The 17,413-nt window shown below is 31.4% G+C and carries 14 protein-coding genes and 1 pseudogene; 2 read left to right on the top strand and 13 right to left on the bottom strand.

Annotated elements, in window-relative coordinates; translation table 11 throughout:
* Positions 1 to 85: 85 nt before the first annotated feature.
* The 6 genes from EQ029_RS03750 to EQ029_RS03725 form a co-directional block, all read right to left on the bottom strand.
* Entirely contained in the window at positions 86 to 1,051 is a 966-nt protein-coding gene (locus EQ029_RS03750) for a FecCD family ABC transporter permease (RefSeq protein WP_011275177.1), read from the bottom strand.
* Positions 1,048 to 2,079, bottom strand: coding sequence for a FecCD family ABC transporter permease (locus EQ029_RS03745; protein WP_011275176.1), 1,032 nt, complete (start codon positions 2,077 to 2,079; stop codon positions 1,048 to 1,050). Before EQ029_RS03745 ends, EQ029_RS03750 begins: the two co-directional genes overlap by 4 nt.
* A gap of 12 nt (positions 2,080 to 2,091) precedes the next feature.
* Positions 2,092 to 3,090: an ABC transporter substrate-binding protein gene (locus EQ029_RS03740; protein ID WP_011275175.1), complete on the bottom strand. Its 999-nt coding sequence runs from the start codon at positions 3,088 to 3,090 to the stop codon at positions 2,092 to 2,094.
* Between the two features lie 240 nt (positions 3,091 to 3,330).
* Positions 3,331 to 4,398 (bottom strand): alanine/ornithine racemase family PLP-dependent enzyme, encoded by a 1,068-nt coding sequence (locus EQ029_RS03735; RefSeq protein WP_011275174.1) that lies wholly within the window; start codon positions 4,396 to 4,398, stop codon positions 3,331 to 3,333.
* Positions 4,399 to 6,159, bottom strand: coding sequence for an IucA/IucC family protein (locus EQ029_RS03730; protein ID WP_011275173.1), 1,761 nt, complete (start codon positions 6,157 to 6,159; stop codon positions 4,399 to 4,401). It abuts the gene before it with no gap.
* 3 nt (positions 6,160 to 6,162) lie between these two features.
* A complete protein-coding gene (locus tag EQ029_RS03725; RefSeq protein WP_011275172.1) occupies positions 6,163 to 7,332 on the bottom strand; it encodes an MFS transporter in 1,170 nt (389 codons plus the stop codon).
* 114 nt (positions 7,333 to 7,446) lie between these two features.
* Here EQ029_RS03725 and EQ029_RS03720 point away from each other — a divergent pair, with 114 nt between their 5' ends.
* Complete coding sequence (locus tag EQ029_RS03720; protein ID WP_037558567.1) at positions 7,447 to 9,396, top strand: IucA/IucC family protein; 1,950 nt, start codon at positions 7,447 to 7,449, stop codon at positions 9,394 to 9,396.
* A 79-nt stretch (positions 9,397 to 9,475) separates the two neighbouring features.
* Here EQ029_RS03720 and EQ029_RS03715 read toward each other — a convergent pair whose 3' ends face one another.
* The 5 genes from EQ029_RS03715 to EQ029_RS03695 all read right to left on the bottom strand — a co-directional run bounded on the left by EQ029_RS03715 (position 9,476) and on the right by EQ029_RS03695 (position 13,720).
* Positions 9,476 to 10,009 (bottom strand): Asp23/Gls24 family envelope stress response protein, encoded by a 534-nt coding sequence (locus EQ029_RS03715; RefSeq protein WP_057504705.1) that lies wholly within the window; start codon positions 10,007 to 10,009, stop codon positions 9,476 to 9,478.
* 65 nt (positions 10,010 to 10,074) lie between these two features.
* The gene (locus EQ029_RS03710; RefSeq protein ID WP_011275167.1) at positions 10,075 to 10,314 is read right to left on the bottom strand and encodes a DUF2273 domain-containing protein; all 240 of its coding nucleotides are present in this window, start codon (positions 10,312 to 10,314) and stop codon (positions 10,075 to 10,077) included.
* A 12-nt stretch (positions 10,315 to 10,326) separates the two neighbouring features.
* Positions 10,327 to 10,863 (bottom strand): alkaline shock response membrane anchor protein AmaP, encoded by a 537-nt coding sequence (amaP, locus tag EQ029_RS03705; RefSeq protein ID WP_011275166.1) that lies wholly within the window; start codon positions 10,861 to 10,863, stop codon positions 10,327 to 10,329.
* Positions 10,864 to 11,039: 176 nt separating this feature from the next.
* Complete coding sequence (locus EQ029_RS03700) at positions 11,040 to 12,590, bottom strand: BCCT family transporter (RefSeq protein WP_011275165.1); 1,551 nt, start codon at positions 12,588 to 12,590, stop codon at positions 11,040 to 11,042.
* 119 nt (positions 12,591 to 12,709) lie between these two features.
* Positions 12,710 to 13,720, bottom strand: coding sequence for a zinc-binding alcohol dehydrogenase family protein (locus EQ029_RS03695; RefSeq protein ID WP_011275164.1), 1,011 nt, complete (start codon positions 13,718 to 13,720; stop codon positions 12,710 to 12,712).
* A 143-nt stretch (positions 13,721 to 13,863) separates the two neighbouring features.
* Here EQ029_RS03695 and EQ029_RS03690 point away from each other — a divergent pair, with 143 nt between their 5' ends.
* Positions 13,864 to 14,865 carry an LLM class flavin-dependent oxidoreductase gene (locus EQ029_RS03690; protein ID WP_011275163.1) on the top strand — a complete coding sequence of 334 codons (1,002 nt, stop codon included), beginning with the start codon at positions 13,864 to 13,866 and terminating at the stop codon, positions 14,863 to 14,865.
* 39 nt (positions 14,866 to 14,904) lie between these two features.
* Here the strand turns inward: EQ029_RS03690 and EQ029_RS03685 are convergent.
* A pseudogene (locus tag EQ029_RS03685) lies at positions 14,905 to 15,755 on the bottom strand (alpha/beta hydrolase).
* Positions 15,756 to 16,000: 245 nt separating this feature from the next.
* Positions 16,001 to 17,413: a 6-phospho-beta-galactosidase gene (gene lacG, locus EQ029_RS03680; RefSeq protein ID WP_103261997.1), complete on the bottom strand. Its 1,413-nt coding sequence runs from the start codon at positions 17,411 to 17,413 to the stop codon at positions 16,001 to 16,003.

Genomic DNA, 17,413 nt, shown 5'->3' with positions numbered 1-17,413 from the left:
ACTATATATCATTTTTAATTGATATGCAATATAAAAAGAGCTAATTTTCATCATAAATATGAGAATAATTAGCTCTTGAATTTCATTAAATTCGTCTTAATAAAAATAAGAAATATGGTACCCCAATGATAGCAATTATTACACCCACAGGTATATCTAATGGTGGATGAATTCCTCTCGCTAACCCATCACTGAACAAGATTAAAATTGAACCTATACAACCAGACATAATTACAACATGGAAGTAACGTAGACCTACAATAGATCTAGCGATATGTGGTGCAATTAGGCCTAGAAAACTTATACCGCCTACTACTGAAATGGAGGCACCAGCCAGCATAACCGACAAAATAAGTAAGATCATTTTGAGTCTTTGTACTCTTGCACCAAGCGCCGTAGCAATATGTTCTCCTAAATTTAAAATATCTAATTGATAACTTAAACATAATACGAGTGGTAAGGTTATAACAAACCAGGGTATGACTGAATAGAAATTTTCAATAGTATGACCATATAAACTCCCTGTTAACCAAACTAACGCATTATTTGCATCCATAGGGTTTCTAATAAGTAAAAATTGAACTACAGCGGTACATATAGCACCGATAGCTAACCCAATTAAAGCTAAAGTTGAGCCTTTAATATTATATTTAGAAATTAAAAATGACAAAATCAAACTAATAAATAATGCACCTATGAACGAACCAATGGGTAGTACTAATAGCGGCGCTGAAGGAAATAGCATAATTACTATAATAGCTGCCAAACTAGCGCCTTTAGTTATACCTATAACATCTGGAGATGCTAGTGGATTTCTAACTACCCCTTGAATCACCGCGCCAGAAATGGCCAAACTACTTCCCACAACTAAACCTAGTAACGTTCTCGGAATTCGGTACTCGTTTAATATGAAATCATCAAATTTTAGAATTCCGTGAATTGCTTTCAAAGGACTGTACATTGTTGAACCAACACATAAACTTATAAATATGCTTACAATTAAGCAGATGATTACAACAGTGTAACGAATAGATAATTGTCGTTTTGTCATATTCGTTTCACCCCTTTTAAAGTTATTAATAGGAAGTAAATTGCCCCAACAAATGAAGTGACAATACCAACTGGAGATTCGTAAGGAAATGTAATAAGTCTACTTAACATATCTGATAGTAATAATAAATCGGCACCTATCAAAAAAGTTAAAGGCACCATTAAGAAGTAATCTTTACTTATATAACGTTTAACTATATGAGGGACGATTAAACCAATGAATCCAATCGGTCCAACTATTGAAACAGATGCACCTGCTAGTACGATGACAAGTAGGCCAACTATAATTCTGATAAGCTGAGTCTTCTGGCCTAATCCTTTCGCTATATCGTCTCCTAATTCCATTATGGTTAATTGACGGCCTAATAACATCGTTATGATAAGCGCTAATATGAGCAAAGGCATAACTGACAAGACTGCAGTCCATTTCAATCCATTTAATGAACCTACTAACCAGAACATAACGGTAGTATTAGAATCTTCATTTAAAATGATGATACCTTGCGTTAAACTACTGAAAAATAAATGAATTGCCATTCCTGCAAGGGCCAATTTAATTGGTGTTATTTTTTTCGTAGATCCGGATAATACATAGACAGTTAATCCTCCAATAAATGCCCCTAAAAATGCCAGATATGTTGCATAGTTACCTAGTGAAGGTATTAATATCGTCACTAATACTATTACAAATGATGCACCTGAATTAACACCAAATATTTGTGGAGATGCTAATGGATTCCTAGTAATCGCTTGCATTAAGAGGCCAGCTAAGGCTAGCGCACCGCCAATCAATAACCCACCAATCATTCTTGGCATTCTTACATTATGAATAAGAAATGTTTGTTTATTATTTATAGATGTAAAAAAGTATTCAAAAATATGTTTAGCATGAATTTCAGACGAGCCAATCGCTAAATTAAAATATGCAAAAATAAAAAGAAAGCACCCACTCACAATAAATGTGAGTGTAGTGCGCCTCTTATTTGCTTTGTCTAAAGCAGATTGACTATCAGTAGATCTAATAGTCATTTTATTGCCACCTTACTTTTCTTTATCTTTTTTAGAAATTTCTACAAGTTCTTTAGCCATTTCTTCAGAAGATATTAAACCTCGAGCTCTTGCCCAAGTATCACGACTAACGATACTTACACGATTATGTTTAACCGCATCTAATGTGTCCCAAACCGGGTCTTTTTTCATTTCTTGATATGATGGTTCTTTAGGACTTGCGCCATCAGTCATTATAAACATACGTTCAGGATTTACGTCTTTTAATGTTTCTGCATTAAGTTGTAAATAAGGTCCTTGTAAATATTTGCTTAACCCTTTAGTGACATCTTTATTTAATGCTTCTTTAAAGCCAAGTTGACTTAAGAATTGACCTACATAAGATTCACTTGGATGTGCTAATAAGCCAGATTTAGACGCTACAGCTGGTAATACCTTTTCATTTTTATCAAATTGAATTTCATCTTTATATTTTGCAATCTTCTCTTTATGCTCGTCTAAACGTTTCTTACCTTCATCTTCTTTATTTAAAGCTTTGGCAATTGTTTTAAAAGCATCTATATTATCATTATAATCTCCATCAAAACTTTTTAATTCAATTGTTGGAGCAATTTTACTTAATTCTTTGTAAATACCTTTGTGTCTGTTACTATCTGCAATAATTAAATCTGGTTTTAATTTACTGATTTCTTCTAAGTTGGGTTGTTTACGAGCACCAACAGATTTATAATCTCCAATTTTTTCTTTTAATGGTTTAATAATACGATTTGGTTTGTTGTCATCAGCAACCCCAACAGGTTTAACATTTAGTGCCGCTAAAGCATCTACAAATGAAAATTCCAACGCTACGACACGTTTAGCATCTTTAGGAACTTTAGTTGTGCCTAATTCGTGTTTAATTTTAATAGAATCTTTCGATGACGATTTATTACCTGAATCACCTGATCCATTATTGCTAACATTACCACAAGCAGTAACTAAAACTAATGCAAATAATAATGCGACTATACCTGCAAACTTAAAGCCTTTCATGAATTCCACTCCTCAATATGTATAGGTTTACAATACATAGTTTATTGATAACGATTATCAATGTCAATATAATTTGGTGTATTTTTTAATTTTTTTATAAAAGTAAATTAGAATTTTAATTATTAATGGATTTTACCTTTAAATGATAAAATAAAAAGCCATTAATCAGAATGAATTCAAAATTAAAGGCTAATTAATTTATTAAAGTTTATATGATAATTAATACCTACAAAGAATTGGTTAACATTTTTTATTAATCAATAATGGAGAATCGACCATCATACTATTCAAAGATTGAATATAATTATCCTTAAAATAGTGCTTTGTCATATGGTTATGATACATTACTTGAGAAAGCGCCTCATACTCCATAGCAAATTCTATAATATCACCAACTTTATAGTAATCTTGATTATTTAAATTAATCATTAGATGATCACTTGATGCACCAACAATGCTAACATCATTCTTAATAGGTTTAATTTTATTTACGTCTGTGTCAACATAGCCAATATCTACAATTGCTTGTAAATAGCATTGATTATTGTCAGATAGACGTGGTTTAATCTCTAAAATTTCCGCTTCTACTGTAATTGCATTCTGAAATAGCATGGGTATAGATTGATTTGTTGTAGTATCTATCCCTCTAAATAATGCCTCACCTATTCGTAACTCATTAATCCTACCCAAATCATTGTACATTAATTGGGGTATCATACTTGAGTTTCCTCCTGATACAACTTTTAGTCTAAATCCTAAATTATATTCAATAGCATCAACGAATTGATTTATCTTTAATATATCTTCTTCAGTCGGAGCCGAAGACTTGAAACACATAAAGTTAAATGCAATACCTATTAATTGAATATGAGTCATTTTGATGATTTCTTCAATATAATTTAGTACATCATAAGTTATAACCCCTTCACGTCTATCCTTCCAATCAATCATTAACATAATTTGATGTTTTTGATTTAACTGTTTAGCAATGTCATTTATCTCTCTAATTGACTCAATTTCAGTTTGCATACTCATTTTCACTGATTTAATCAGTTGAGTATAACGGTTTTTAGATGTTGGTCTTAGTAAAAGATAATTGCATTGTCCTTTGAAATCTTCATTTATATTCTCAAGTCTTGATTCTGCAAAATGGGTGAACCCTGATTGAATTAATGTTTCGATAATTCGACTATCACCAGCTATACATTTAATTACTGGGGTTAAATGTATATCATTATTTTCTAATAACGTTCTTAGTGCATCTGCATTATATTCAATTTTAGATAAGTTTATATTGATTTGAGCCAATTATCTCACCTCATCTCTAATTGGATTATCAAGTTCGATATTTAAATATTTTTTCACTCTATTGCTCATACGCATGCGTAATAATGCCTTAACAGTAATCTTTGAACCAAAGAGTACATCTTTTAAAGCTTGAGCATGTGGTTTATTATCATTTATTGCTAATTTAACTTCATCTTGAACTAGAGTGAACAATTCTTCTTCAGTTACAAATTCCGTTTTTGAAAAGTGATGAATTAATTCAGCTAACTGATTCTGAATAACAGCATGCTGAAATTTCGCAATAACTTCTTCAATTGAATTTGCCAATAAACTTTGATTGGACACGTTGATATTTTTCAGTTTATGCGTAAGTGTATTTAAATCGATACGAGACCCACCTAAATCACGCACAATAAAATTCATTTGATAATTAGGTCCTAAATTAACTATAGTATTTTGCATATGCGCTTCTAAAGCTATGCCATACTCTTGAATTAAATTGATTAAAGGCGTAATAAGTTGTCGACTATAATTTTGAATAAAGGTTAATATACCTCTATTATTTAACTCACCATTAACCCATTCGATATAACTATCAACTGTAATATGTCGATCAATTGGATTAGGATTAACCAATGCACCAGTAACAATAGTCACCCCATTGTTTGCAATATAAGGTGTTTCTCTGACAATACATGCTAACTGTCTAGCATCCTCGTCATTTGTTTTCGCACATAAACCATAAGGTTCTAATGCAACATTTAGTTGTGGATATTGATTTAATACATTTTGTAAAGCGCTACTCAATATAGGTCCATCTACCGTTGTAACACTTGAAACTGTTCTGACAGCACTAGTTGCTTGTACATTGACAGGTAATTTTATATGATATGGCTTATTGATGAGCGCCATCGTCCTAAATGATAGTGTTGCTTTCGAATCGACATCAAATGGTGTTGTTAATAAAAACTTATTAGCAATCCAATTCGCAAACTTATCGTAGATAGTATGGTTGTATTGCCATGGATGTACTAATATCACAAAATAGTCTTCTAACGAAATATGAATAGACTGTGCATATTTTCTAATTCTTGTTTGATATTCAGGTATTACTTTCTTCAATATGAAATCTTCATCATTATCTATACACGTAGCTTGTGCACAGTCTTTATGGATTAACATAATTTTTAACGGTATAACTTTTTCAAACTCAGGTGAATACATTTTAACTTCATCCATAGTTAATGGCAGTTTCGTTTTAGTAAGTGGATGTGTAGGATGACCTTCTAATACTAAGCTTTCTGAATATAACAAATCATTGATTTCATTCGCGTCATTCAAATGTTGTAACCATGCAAAAAAATTTAAAGTTGTTGGCATACCAGAAAATTGCATACTAGATTGCACATTATGTTGACGTTGATAAAATTGTTTATAAATTTCAACAAAGCTATCTCTACTATGTATTATTTCATCTATTAATTGCTGATGTATATTAATATCAAAATGATTACTTAACATATCTAATAAAGCTTCTACTGTTGATACTTCCATTATGTTTGTGCCACATCGAAATGTAATTGGTCCTACAAATTCATACCTTGACATTACACTGTTATGATTAAAATGAGTAGAAAGTATACATCCATGATATTGTATATCTAATTGATCATCTTTAGTTGTAATAATAGTTTGTTCTTGCCAAATGTTTTCTTTTATTAAAGCATTTAAAATACGATATTGTATATTGGTATCCGCATTTTGCCATGCGTTTTGAGTCATACTCTACTCCTCCAATTTAATTGGTCTTTGAATTATATATGCAATAAATGCAATTACAAAAGTAAATATTCCCATGGTGATAAATGTATTAATGGGTCCCATTATTTCTGATAATGTTGTTAATATTAAACTACCTAAAGGAATCATCCCTCTATCCATCATGACGATGCTTAATATTTTTCCTCGATGCTCTGATGCTATATCCTCTTGAAAATATATTCGATTTGATGTTCTAGCTAATTGACTAAATAAACCTACAAGTGACATGCAGATAAACATGAATATAATGTTATGTATAATGACACCTACAAGCGCTAATCCAAATAGACAAGAACTTAAATAATACATTTGTACAATGGTGAACTTTTTCAAAATTATGGGTAGTAAAAGTGTTGCAATCATACCACCTACAGCACAAAATGTCATTGACACACCAAAGATTTCCGAGCGACCGGGAAAGAGATCATGTACTAATACTGGTACTAGTGTAGTATACGAAAACCCAGTAGCCATGATAATCAATGACGTAATAAATATTCTTGAGGCCTGCATATTATTCTTAAAGTATTCCCACACAACCGTAAATGAAAACCCTTTGTTAGCTTTATTTGCCTCACCAACTGTCTTGAAGGTTAATGGTATACACAATAGAACAGCAATGAAGTAACACATTGATTGCGCTAGGAAAGTAAACGGTGCATGGTAAATTGAGAGTATCAATCCTGCAATTGCTGGACCTATTGAGCGACATATATTTATGATAAAAGAATGATATGAAACGGCTTGGCTTGTATTTAAATGTACAGATAAATCTGGCAATACAGCTTGTCTTATTGGTGTTTCCGTCGCATTAATCATACCTCTAAGTGTGGCATAAATGAGGATGAAAATAATCGGCACTTGTTCTAATAAAAAGGTACAAACACATAATGTGCTTGTCACTAAAAATGAAGATGAAATGGTCATTTTCAATAATTTTCCTCTATCAAATTTATCAGCTATAGCGCCAGCCCAGACACTTAGTAACAAAATTGGTACGAGTCGGCAAAAATTAACCAATCCTAAATAGACTGCGTTATGATAACTAGTAAGTACATACCAATTCAAGCCAATTTGTCCTATCCAATTCCCTAGAAATAATAAAAAGGAACTAGAGAAGAAAAATTTCGCCACAGTATTCCACCTACTTATTTATAATAATATTTATAATTGATAATGAATATCATTATCGATATTATGGATTATACAAATGTTTTAGATTTTTGTAAAATGAATTTGAGGTGCCATATGGATAATTTAATTTCAATAGACAATATAGATTTACATTTAACTGATGAAGAATTAGGAGCTTTATCGTTTTTAAAACAAGAAATGCCCCATTTAGTAAACTACTTTAAAAATGAATTGCTCGTTGCACGAGATAAAATTTCTCAACGCTTAATTACATCCCTTTACAGAGAAAATTTAGTCAACGCTAAATCAAATAGTACCTTTGTCTCGTCATGTGATATTAAAAACTTTCCAATAAATGGAGAACACCAAATTATGCGCGTGCATTTTCCCGAAAGCGATAAATATTTATTCGCAAAAGTTTCCAGTACTCATGCATTTGGTCGTGTAGATGTTGAAGGTCCATTTTACTATTGTGATAGTGATGGTAGACAATGTGTTCGTATACTTCATCCTAATGAAGTATTAGCTGATATCTTAAAGGAAAATCCAGAGCTTGATAATGAGGCAAGTTCACAATTCAAAGACGATATGGAAAACAGTGTTGCAAATATGGCGTTAGCACTTTCATATCAAGCATATGAGATGCAACATTCAAAGGAACCTTTATTGGAAATAATTATTAATGAACAAGATAGTTATTTGCGTTCAGAGCAGGCAGTTATAGAGGGACATCCGCTTCATCCTGGAGCTAAATTGCGCAAAGGCCTTAATGCTAATGAGAATATTAAATATAGTTCAGAATATAATAAAGAAATCCATTTAAAGTGTGTGCTTATTCACCAAAGTATCGCTAGAACACAATCTTTATCTTTTACTTATGATGCTGAATTAGAAGCGCAATTTCCAGAACTATATAGTCAAATTAAAACTGAATGTGATAACTTGAGTAATCTGAGTGAATATCATTTAATGATCGTTCATCCTTGGCAGTTAGATAATGTATTATTAAGTCAATACGAAGAGGAAATAAATAATAATTTAATGATTCCACTAAAGATAGAAATACCTTATTACGCTGGTTTATCTTTTAGAACTTTAATGCCGAAATTCCCAAGCACGTTGCCACATATTAAGTTATCTACCAATGTACATATTACTGGCGAAATTAGAACTTTATCTGAACAAACAACTCACAATGGTCCTTTAGTTACTCAAATCTTAAATGACATTTTAAAGCAAGATAAAAATTTCACTCATTATAGAGTTGGTATTTTAAATGAATTTGCTGGTATTCACTTTTATAATTCAAATGACGAAGAAGCTATTCAAACAGATCTAAGTGAACAATTAGGAACGCTTTTTAGGGACAATGTGTACAATCTAACTGAAAAAGATAGTATTCCTATGATTCCATCAAGTTTAGTGGTTACCTATAAATATAATGAAGAACCACCAATCATTAGTTTAATTCAACGTTATAAACATCACTACGACAAATCTAATCTTGATATCGCAGCTCAAGAATGGTTGTCAGATTACATTTCTCAATTGTTAGGCATAGTGATTCCTTTATATGCTAAATATGGCATTGCACTTGAAGCACATTTACAAAATTCAATTTCAACGTTTAACGCTGATGGACGATTAAACACTATTTATATTCGTGATTTTGAAGGCTTACGTATTGATGAACAACTTTTAAATGAAGCTGGATATACGACAAAACATTTTCACGAAAAATCTAGAATCTTGACCGACTCTAAAACAACAGTATTTAATAAAGTCTTTTACTCGACAGTTCAAAATCATATAGGTGAACTTATATTAACTGTTTCAAAATTCATTGAAGATGAGGAATTTGAATCTAAACTGTGGGATAGCGTAAGCGAAATTATTCATAACATTTTAAATAGCTTAACGGATATTAACACAAGCCGCATTTCAGAAATTAAACAAATTATGTTTGATAGAGACATTGATTATAAATGCGTGACAACGATGCGTTTAGAAGATGAAGCACATCACTATACTTATATTAAAGTAAGTAATCCACTACATGGTTAAACGATATTAGAAATCAAAACTTAATTCTAAAATAAAAAAACCCTTTAGGCTATATAAACCTAAAGGGTTAAATCTATTATTATTGTAATCCTGATCTTTCAGAATTGTTGTTGTTTTTATTATTGTTGTTTTTTTCGTTTTTTTGTTGCCATTCTTTTTTAGTCATAACATCATCAACTTGCATGTTAACTTCTACAACTTGTAATCCAGTGATGTATTTAACTTGTTCTTTTACTAATTCAGTAACTTTACGGAAGATTTTTGGTGCTGATTCACCATATTCTAAGATTACTTTTAAGTCGATTGCTGCTTGTTTTTCGCCAACTTCTACAGAAACACCAGTAGTTACATTGTTTCCACTAGAGAATGCATTAGTAAAGTTATCAGCGAAACCGCCTTTCATATCTAAGATACCTTTAACTTCACGAGCTGCGATTCCAGCAATTTTTTCTACTACTTCATCTGAGAAAGTTAATTTGTTTTCAAATTGTTGTTGTTCATTTTGTTCTCTGTATTGTTCAGCTTGTTTTTGTTGTTCTTCTCTTTCTTTTTCATTAACTCCAGTTTGATTATTGTAAGCTTGTTTAGCTTTGTTATTGTTATCTACTGACATATTACATTCTCCTTTATAAATGAATTATTTTTTGTCTTTTATTATTTAGTTCTTAAATAAATTGTTTAACTCCATCTATTTAAGAAATTCATGAAATCCTGTGTACGGTCTTTAATATACCCAACACCAATTCCTATTAAACATAATACGATAACCAAAATTGTTTTCCAAAATCCTAAAGTTAGGAATAAGATTGCTATAATTAAAAATGCAAAGAAACCAATGATACGCCATTTATATGATTTAATGAAGTCAATGATTTGTTGACTTGCATCTTGTCCATTTTGATTATTATTATCAGCCATGTTATCCCTCCCTTACAGAACGCGTTGTCCAGCAGTTTTTTGATCTCTGACATTTACTTCAAGTTTTCTCACTGGTAATTCAGTAAAATATTCTACATTATGCTTAATGTCTGAACGAATACTTTCAGTTAGTGACTTAACTTGTACATCGTTTGGTACTAAGAAGTCAGCCTTGATATCAATGTAAGATTTGCTTTTCTTATTATAAAGCTTCGCTACAACATTAGGTTGTCTTACTTGGTCGTATTTAGTAAGTGTATCGTAAGCTGATTTTTCAACTGCTTTACGAGATACATAAATATGACCGTCATCATAATCTTTGTATAATCCTGGTTTTCTATATGTTGGTTTAAAGATGCTGAATACTAATATTAAACCTATCAATATAAGTAGAGCAGCTAAACCAATTAATAGTGGTTGGAACCAATTGAATTGTAAGAAGAAGTCTTGATACTTAGATATACGACTATCTTTTATGTACATAAACAATAGGAATCCAACAATAGCAACTATTAATAGGCCGAGGATAAAGTTTTTTAACCTTTTCACCTCGTATGCACCTCCTAAATTATTGTTGAATTATTATATAGAAAATAATACCCTTTAAATATTTTTCAAAACATTAATGAAAAACTATTAATTTAATTATATAAATATTTATTAAAGTTTTACTTTCTAGATAGAATATTCCCAAATTTAGCACAATAAAAACATATATTTTATTATTATTTTTTCAATTCTTTTTGCTTTGAACTTTTATACTGTAATATGTTTGGAAACTTATTAGAAGTTCTTGGATGATCGATACTTAATGATTTAAACAATGACCAAATCATTAAAATAATAACTATCGAAAATGGTAAAGCGGCAATGATTAATAAGTTTTGAATCGCTTGTGTACCACCTGTATAAATCATAATCATTGCAAATAATGCTAGAATAATACCCCAACTTACTTTCACAAATGATGCAGGATTGATGTCACCTTTCGAACTAAGCATACCTAATACGTATGTTGCTGAATCGGCTGAAGTCACGAAGAAGATCATAATAACTACGAGAGTGATTATGCTAAGAATAAATCCTAGTGGATAATGTTCCAACGTAGCAAATGTTGCAGTTTCAGTAGCTTCTTTTGCAATGTTAGCAATGCCTTTATCTTGTAAATAAACGGCAGATGCTCCAAATACAGCAAAGAAGAAGAAACATACAAGTGCAGGTACAAATAGAACACCAAGTATAAATTCTTTAATTGTACGACCTCTAGATACCCTAGCAATAAAGATACCCACGAATGGTGCCCATGATACCCACCAAGCCCAATAGAATATTGTCCAGTTTTGGAGCCATTGGAATTTTTCTCCTCCATTCATTGGAATACGTAAACTCATACTAAAGAAATTAAAGATATAATTACCTAAACCATTTGTAAATGTATTTAGGATATAAAGTGTTGGGCCAACAATAAATAAGCCAATTAGTACAATAAAGGCTAAAAACATATTGACGTTACTAAGCGTTTTAATCCCTTTATCAATACCTGACCAAGCAGACCATGTAAACAATATAGTCGCAATAATAATTAATATTACCTGTGTACCAAAATTGTTTGGAACATTAAATAGGAAATTTAGGCCTTCATTTATTTGAAGTGCACCAAATCCGAGAGTTGCTGCGACTCCTGTAACAGTGGCGATAACAGCTAATACATCAATTGCACCACCTATAGGGCCTTTCATTGATTTTTCACCAAATATAGGAACTAGGGTTGCACTTACTAATCCAGGGTAACCTTTATGGAAACTAAAATATGCAAAGACTAATGCTACAATTCCATATACTGCCCATGCATGTAATCCCCAATGAAAGAACGAAAATTGAAATGCATCATTGATTGCAGATTGAGTACCTGCTTTATGTATAGGGGTTAACGTAAATGCGTGACTTATTGGTTCTGCAGTAGTCCAAAATACTAGTCCAATCCCCATACCAGCACTAAATAACATCGCAAACCAAGATGGTAGAGAGAATTCAGGATCTTCACCTTCTTCGCCAAGCGTTATCGATGCATATCTTGAAAACAATAAATACACACAGACAAAGAATATGAGTAAAACTAGTAACAAGTAATACCAAGAAAAATTCTTTGCTATAAATGAAGTAATGTTTTGGGTTCCTGTTTCCAATTGTTTGGGCATAAAAGCGCCGTATAAAACAAATAGTGTACAAATAGCTAATGCTATCCAAAACACAAAACTAATTGATTTTTTTCGCATCATAATAATCCTTTCAATAAAATGGTTAATTAAACATTTAAGTCAAAATAAAATGACGTTTATCCTATTGCCTTTTTTTATAGGAATAAACGCCATTTATAAAGAAATATAATAGCTTGTTAATTTAAATTAATGACCAATTTGCCAATCATTGTATTGGATTCTAATATTTGGTGTGCTTGATAGATGTTTTCAGTAGTTAATCCTTCTATAACTTTAGTTGTTGTAGGTTGATAAATATTCTGTTCAACCTTATTTGTTATGTCTTCTAAATATTCATGATGTTTTATCATATCATCAGTTTGATTTAATGGTCTAGCAAACATAAATTCATGTGAGAAACTTAAGCTTTTTGGTTTCAAAGCATTTAAATCTTGGTCATTTTCAAAAGCTACAATAGTAGCAATATGACCTCTAGGTTTCACTAATTGAATCATGTCGTCATAGTACATATCCGTATTAAATGTACAGAATACGTAATCAACCAGTTCAATACCTTGTGTCTTAAATTGATTTAGTAAACTCTCTTTATGATTGAGTACAATATCAGCACCCATTTTTTTAGTCCACTCAATCGTTTCATTACGCGATGCTGTAGTAATAACCCTTAAACCATAGGCCTTAGCAATTTGAGTAGCAATACTTCCTACGCCACCTGCGCCATTTATAATTAACAACGTTTTACCTTCATTTTCATTACGGTTGCGTGAAATACCAAACACATCAAACAATGTTTCATATGCTGTTATACCGGTTAATGGTAAGCTTACTGCCTGCTCAGCGCTAATATTTTTAGGTGCCTTAGCTACTAATCTCTCATTAATCAATTGGTATTCTGCATTTGATCCGTTTTGATCAGGTGAACCAGAGTAATATACAATGTCACCCTGATTAAACATAGTAACTTCATTTCCAACAGATTCAACCACACCAATCGCATCAAATCCTAGTACTCGAGGTGCTTTTGATACATCCATTAATCGCTGTTTTGTATCAACGGGATTGACACTAATAGACTGAATTTTAACTAATATTTCATGTACTTTTGGTTCTGGTATATCTAAATTAAAAGTTTTAAATAAATTTCCATCTGATAATTTAAACGGTTGTTCAAATCCGATTGCTTTCACTATTCATCCGCCACCTTTTTCAAAGCTAATATTACACTAAGTATAATATTTCAAACAAATATATAGCAATATAGAAGCCTTCAATTTAAAATACAACTAAATCTAATTTATCCTATAAAATTATTGAAAGGAGCATATAAAAATTGAAATTAAGTATTTTAGATTATGTTCCAATTTTTGAAGGTAGAAACGCCTATGATGCATTTAATCATAGCATTACATTAGCCCAAACTGCTGAACAATTAGGTTATACAAGATATTGGGTTGCTGAACATCATAATGTATTCTCTGTTGCGTCAAGTGCACCTGAGATCGTAATGATGATGTTATTAGAGCAAACACAAACTATTAAAATAGGAAGCGGAGGCGTCATGTTACCGCACTACAGTGCCTACAAAGTGGCAGAACAATTTAGAATAATGGAAGCTCGCCATCCTAATAGAGTAGATATGGGTTTAGGTCGTTCTCCGAGTTTCAAGCAAGTAAATGAAGCACTTAATGAGTTTAAATCAACAAAACCAAATTTAGACAATCAAATAGAGGACTTACTACACTACTTTAGCAACAAATATGAAGCCCCACATCGATTCATGTCTATCAAAGCAACACCTGAAATTGATACTTCTCCACAAATGTTTATTCTAGGTATGAGTGAGAGAAGTGCGGAATTAGCTGCTCAAAAAGGGCTACCATTCGTCATTGCATTTATGGGACAATCTCAAACCAAGATTAATAGCCTAATAGAATATTATCGAAAACGATACAAACAATTGAATGACATTTCAAAATCTAATGAGCCATATGTAATTATGTCAACATTTGTAGTTACTGCAAACACGCTTAATAAAGTTGATGATTTATTAGATGCATTACATTTATGGCTTTTACGCATTAATTATCTCAACCAACCTAAGTCATATCCTTCTATTAATACTGCTCAAAAACGTAACTATAGCACTAGTGAACGTAATAAAATTGAGCAAAATAAAAGCCGTGTCATAAGTGGATTACCTAAAGATATTCATCTAAAATTAACTTATTTATTAAATACGTATCAAGTGGATGAAATCATGATAATGCCTCATGTATATGGGGAACAAGCAAGATTGGAATTGATTCAGTTAGTCGCCAATAATTCACTTTAAACTTAGATTATTTCAGTGTTCATGTTATGTTATAACTTACTATTGCCATAAAAAATTTATGATTTCATCTGACACTTCTTTATTATGATGTAGCGCACTATGTTGCGCTTTCTCCCCTTTATATTCAGATTCTTTATATGTTTTAGGACTATTGCCCAACAAGTATTTTAAGGAGCGAGACGAACTATTAGATACCCTTCCATCAGAGTGTGTTCCGTCTTTCAAATCACCATAAATATTTAGTACTTCTATGTTTTTATTTTTATAGACATCTTTTAGACCTAATAATTTTTCATAATCAGCATTCATTTTACTAGGCTTACCATCTTTATCAACAGTAATTTCATTTACTTTTTCATTTAAATTTAAAACACCGTTATATGTACCAGCTATATTTACTTCTTTTTGAAGTTGAGGTAATTGTTTATCATTTCCATAATATTTCATAAAATAAGCAAAAGATAAGTTTCCCATTGAATGCGCTACAAAATTATAATTATCTATATTGTATTTTGATTTCATTTTTGTAAGTACATTTTTTATGTTTTGAGCATTTTGCATTATGTCACCATTTTTATTATCTTCAAATAATATTTTTATAATTGGATTCTTAGACTTCTTTGAAATTTTGCCACTAAACTGAACTTCTCCGTTAGATAAAACATACGCTGTAACTACATCCTTTGTAACACTTTTTTTACAGCTTGATTGACCATATATTTTTCAGAGTTATTGGTTCCACCATATCCATGCATAAATAAAGTTGCAACTTGCTTTTTATCATTACTTTGATAATTAGATGAATTGTTACTTTTTGATTGACATCCTACTAATGTAAAAATCATTAGGCTAATAATCAAACTAAATATTATCTTTTTAAAAGTTCTCATAATAATACTCCAATGTGTTTTCTTTAAGTATAAATGATGTAGTTACAAAAATGAAAATTAAGTTAAATTGTGCTTTTAAGCATATGTGGTAATAAGTTGAATATATGTTTTTGAATTATTTTTTCATGTGATCAAGCCAAGAAAAAATAAATAGGACTGAGAAAAGCTAAATTTTAGCATTTCCCAATCCTACCTTACAATTGTATCTATCATTGCTGGTTGTTACAAAGTTATATTAAAAGCAATTATTTTATTTCCTTACTTTCCGCTAGTTCTTTGTACCAATATGCGCTCTTCTTAGGATAACGTTCTTGCGTTTCAAAATCGACATAAAATAGACCGTATCGTTTTTCATAACCATTTGACCAAGAAAATACATCCATGAGTGACCAAATGAAGTAACCTTTCACATTCGCACCATCACGAATAGCATCAGAAATGACTTCTAAATGTTTTTTCACATAATCTATTCGTGCATCATCATCTACAGTTTTACGTTCCTCATCAAATTGGTCTTTATATCCAAGTCCGTTCTCAGTAATATAAATTTTATGGTAATTAGGATAATCTTTAACTACACGCATGATTTGATCATACAATCCTTTTGGATAAATCATCCAATCCCAGTCAGTACGTGGTACATCAACATCAAATTCACGTTGACCTACGCCTTTAAGTTGATATTTAGAACCACCTTTATCACCAGTGGCATTATGTGTAATTTCAGATTCACCATCGTAACCTCTCATCCAATCACTCATATAGTAATTGATACCAAGGAAGTCATTTAAATCTTTAGCCGCTTCCAATACTTTATAATCCTCTTCTGGTATATCTAATTTACCACCATTTACTGATAAAATGTGTTGAACGCCTTCCATAGTTTCACGAGAATATTTACCAAGATAAGTTGCATCTAAAATGAATTTATTATGAATAATATCTTCTAATTCAGCTGCTCTAACATCTTCAGGATTCGTTGGATCATAAGGATACTTAGTTGGTAAAGCATGTACAACACCTACTTCACCACTATAGCCATTGTCTTTAAATAATTTAACTGCTTTCGCATGTGCTACCATCATGTTGTGATGTGATTGAAATACTTTAGCAAAGTCATACTTAATTCCAGGCGGGAATTTACCCACTAAATATTGACCATCACCAATAGGCCCGATTTCATTAAATGTAGTCCAATAATTAACTTCTTCAAATTCTTCGAAACAGAATTTTGCATACTCAACAAAGTAATCGATTGTTTTACGATTTAAGAAGTCGCCATCACTATGTAGTGTCTCTGGTGTATCAAAGTGATGTAATGTTACAAATGGTTCTACATGTCTTCTATGACATTCTTTAAATAAATTATGATAGTATTCAACACCTTTAGGATTAACCTCACCATATCCTTTAGGAAATATGCGTGACCATGCAATTGAAATACGAATGCCATTCACACCAAATTTTTCACTTAATTCTAAATCAATAGGATATTTATTATAGAAATCACTTGCTGGTTCAGCTGTATACCAATAGTTTTCTTCAAGATAAGTGTCCCATGCTACACGACCTTTTCCATCTGTTTGAGTCGACCCTTCTGCTTGATAAGCTGCTGTCGCACCACCGAATATAAAATCTTCTGGTAATTTTTTCATTAT

The organism is Staphylococcus haemolyticus (assembly GCF_006094395.1).
Classification (GTDB): domain Bacteria; phylum Bacillota; class Bacilli; order Staphylococcales; family Staphylococcaceae; genus Staphylococcus; species Staphylococcus haemolyticus.
This window is presented reverse-complemented; position numbering and strand designations above follow the sequence as displayed.

Coding starts and splice junctions, on each gene's coding strand:
- EQ029_RS03745 (WP_011275176.1), bottom strand. CDS start 2,079: ATGACTATTAGATCTACTGATAGTCAATCTGCTTTAGACAAAGCAAAT.
- EQ029_RS03750 (WP_011275177.1), bottom strand. CDS start 1,051: ATGACAAAACGACAATTATCTATTCGTTACACTGTTGTAATCATCTGC.
- EQ029_RS03715 (WP_057504705.1), bottom strand. CDS start 10,009: ATGTCAGTAGATAACAATAACAAAGCTAAACAAGCTTACAATAATCAA.
- EQ029_RS03710 (WP_011275167.1), bottom strand. CDS start 10,314: ATGGCTGATAATAATAATCAAAATGGACAAGATGCAAGTCAACAAATC.
- EQ029_RS03700 (WP_011275165.1), bottom strand. CDS start 12,590: ATGCGAAAAAAATCAATTAGTTTTGTGTTTTGGATAGCATTAGCTATT.
- EQ029_RS03720 (WP_037558567.1), top strand. CDS start 7,447: ATGGATAATTTAATTTCAATAGACAATATAGATTTACATTTAACTGAT.
- EQ029_RS03730 (WP_011275173.1), bottom strand. CDS start 6,159: ATGACTCAAAACGCATGGCAAAATGCGGATACCAATATACAATATCGT.
- EQ029_RS03740 (WP_011275175.1), bottom strand. CDS start 3,090: ATGAAAGGCTTTAAGTTTGCAGGTATAGTCGCATTATTATTTGCATTA.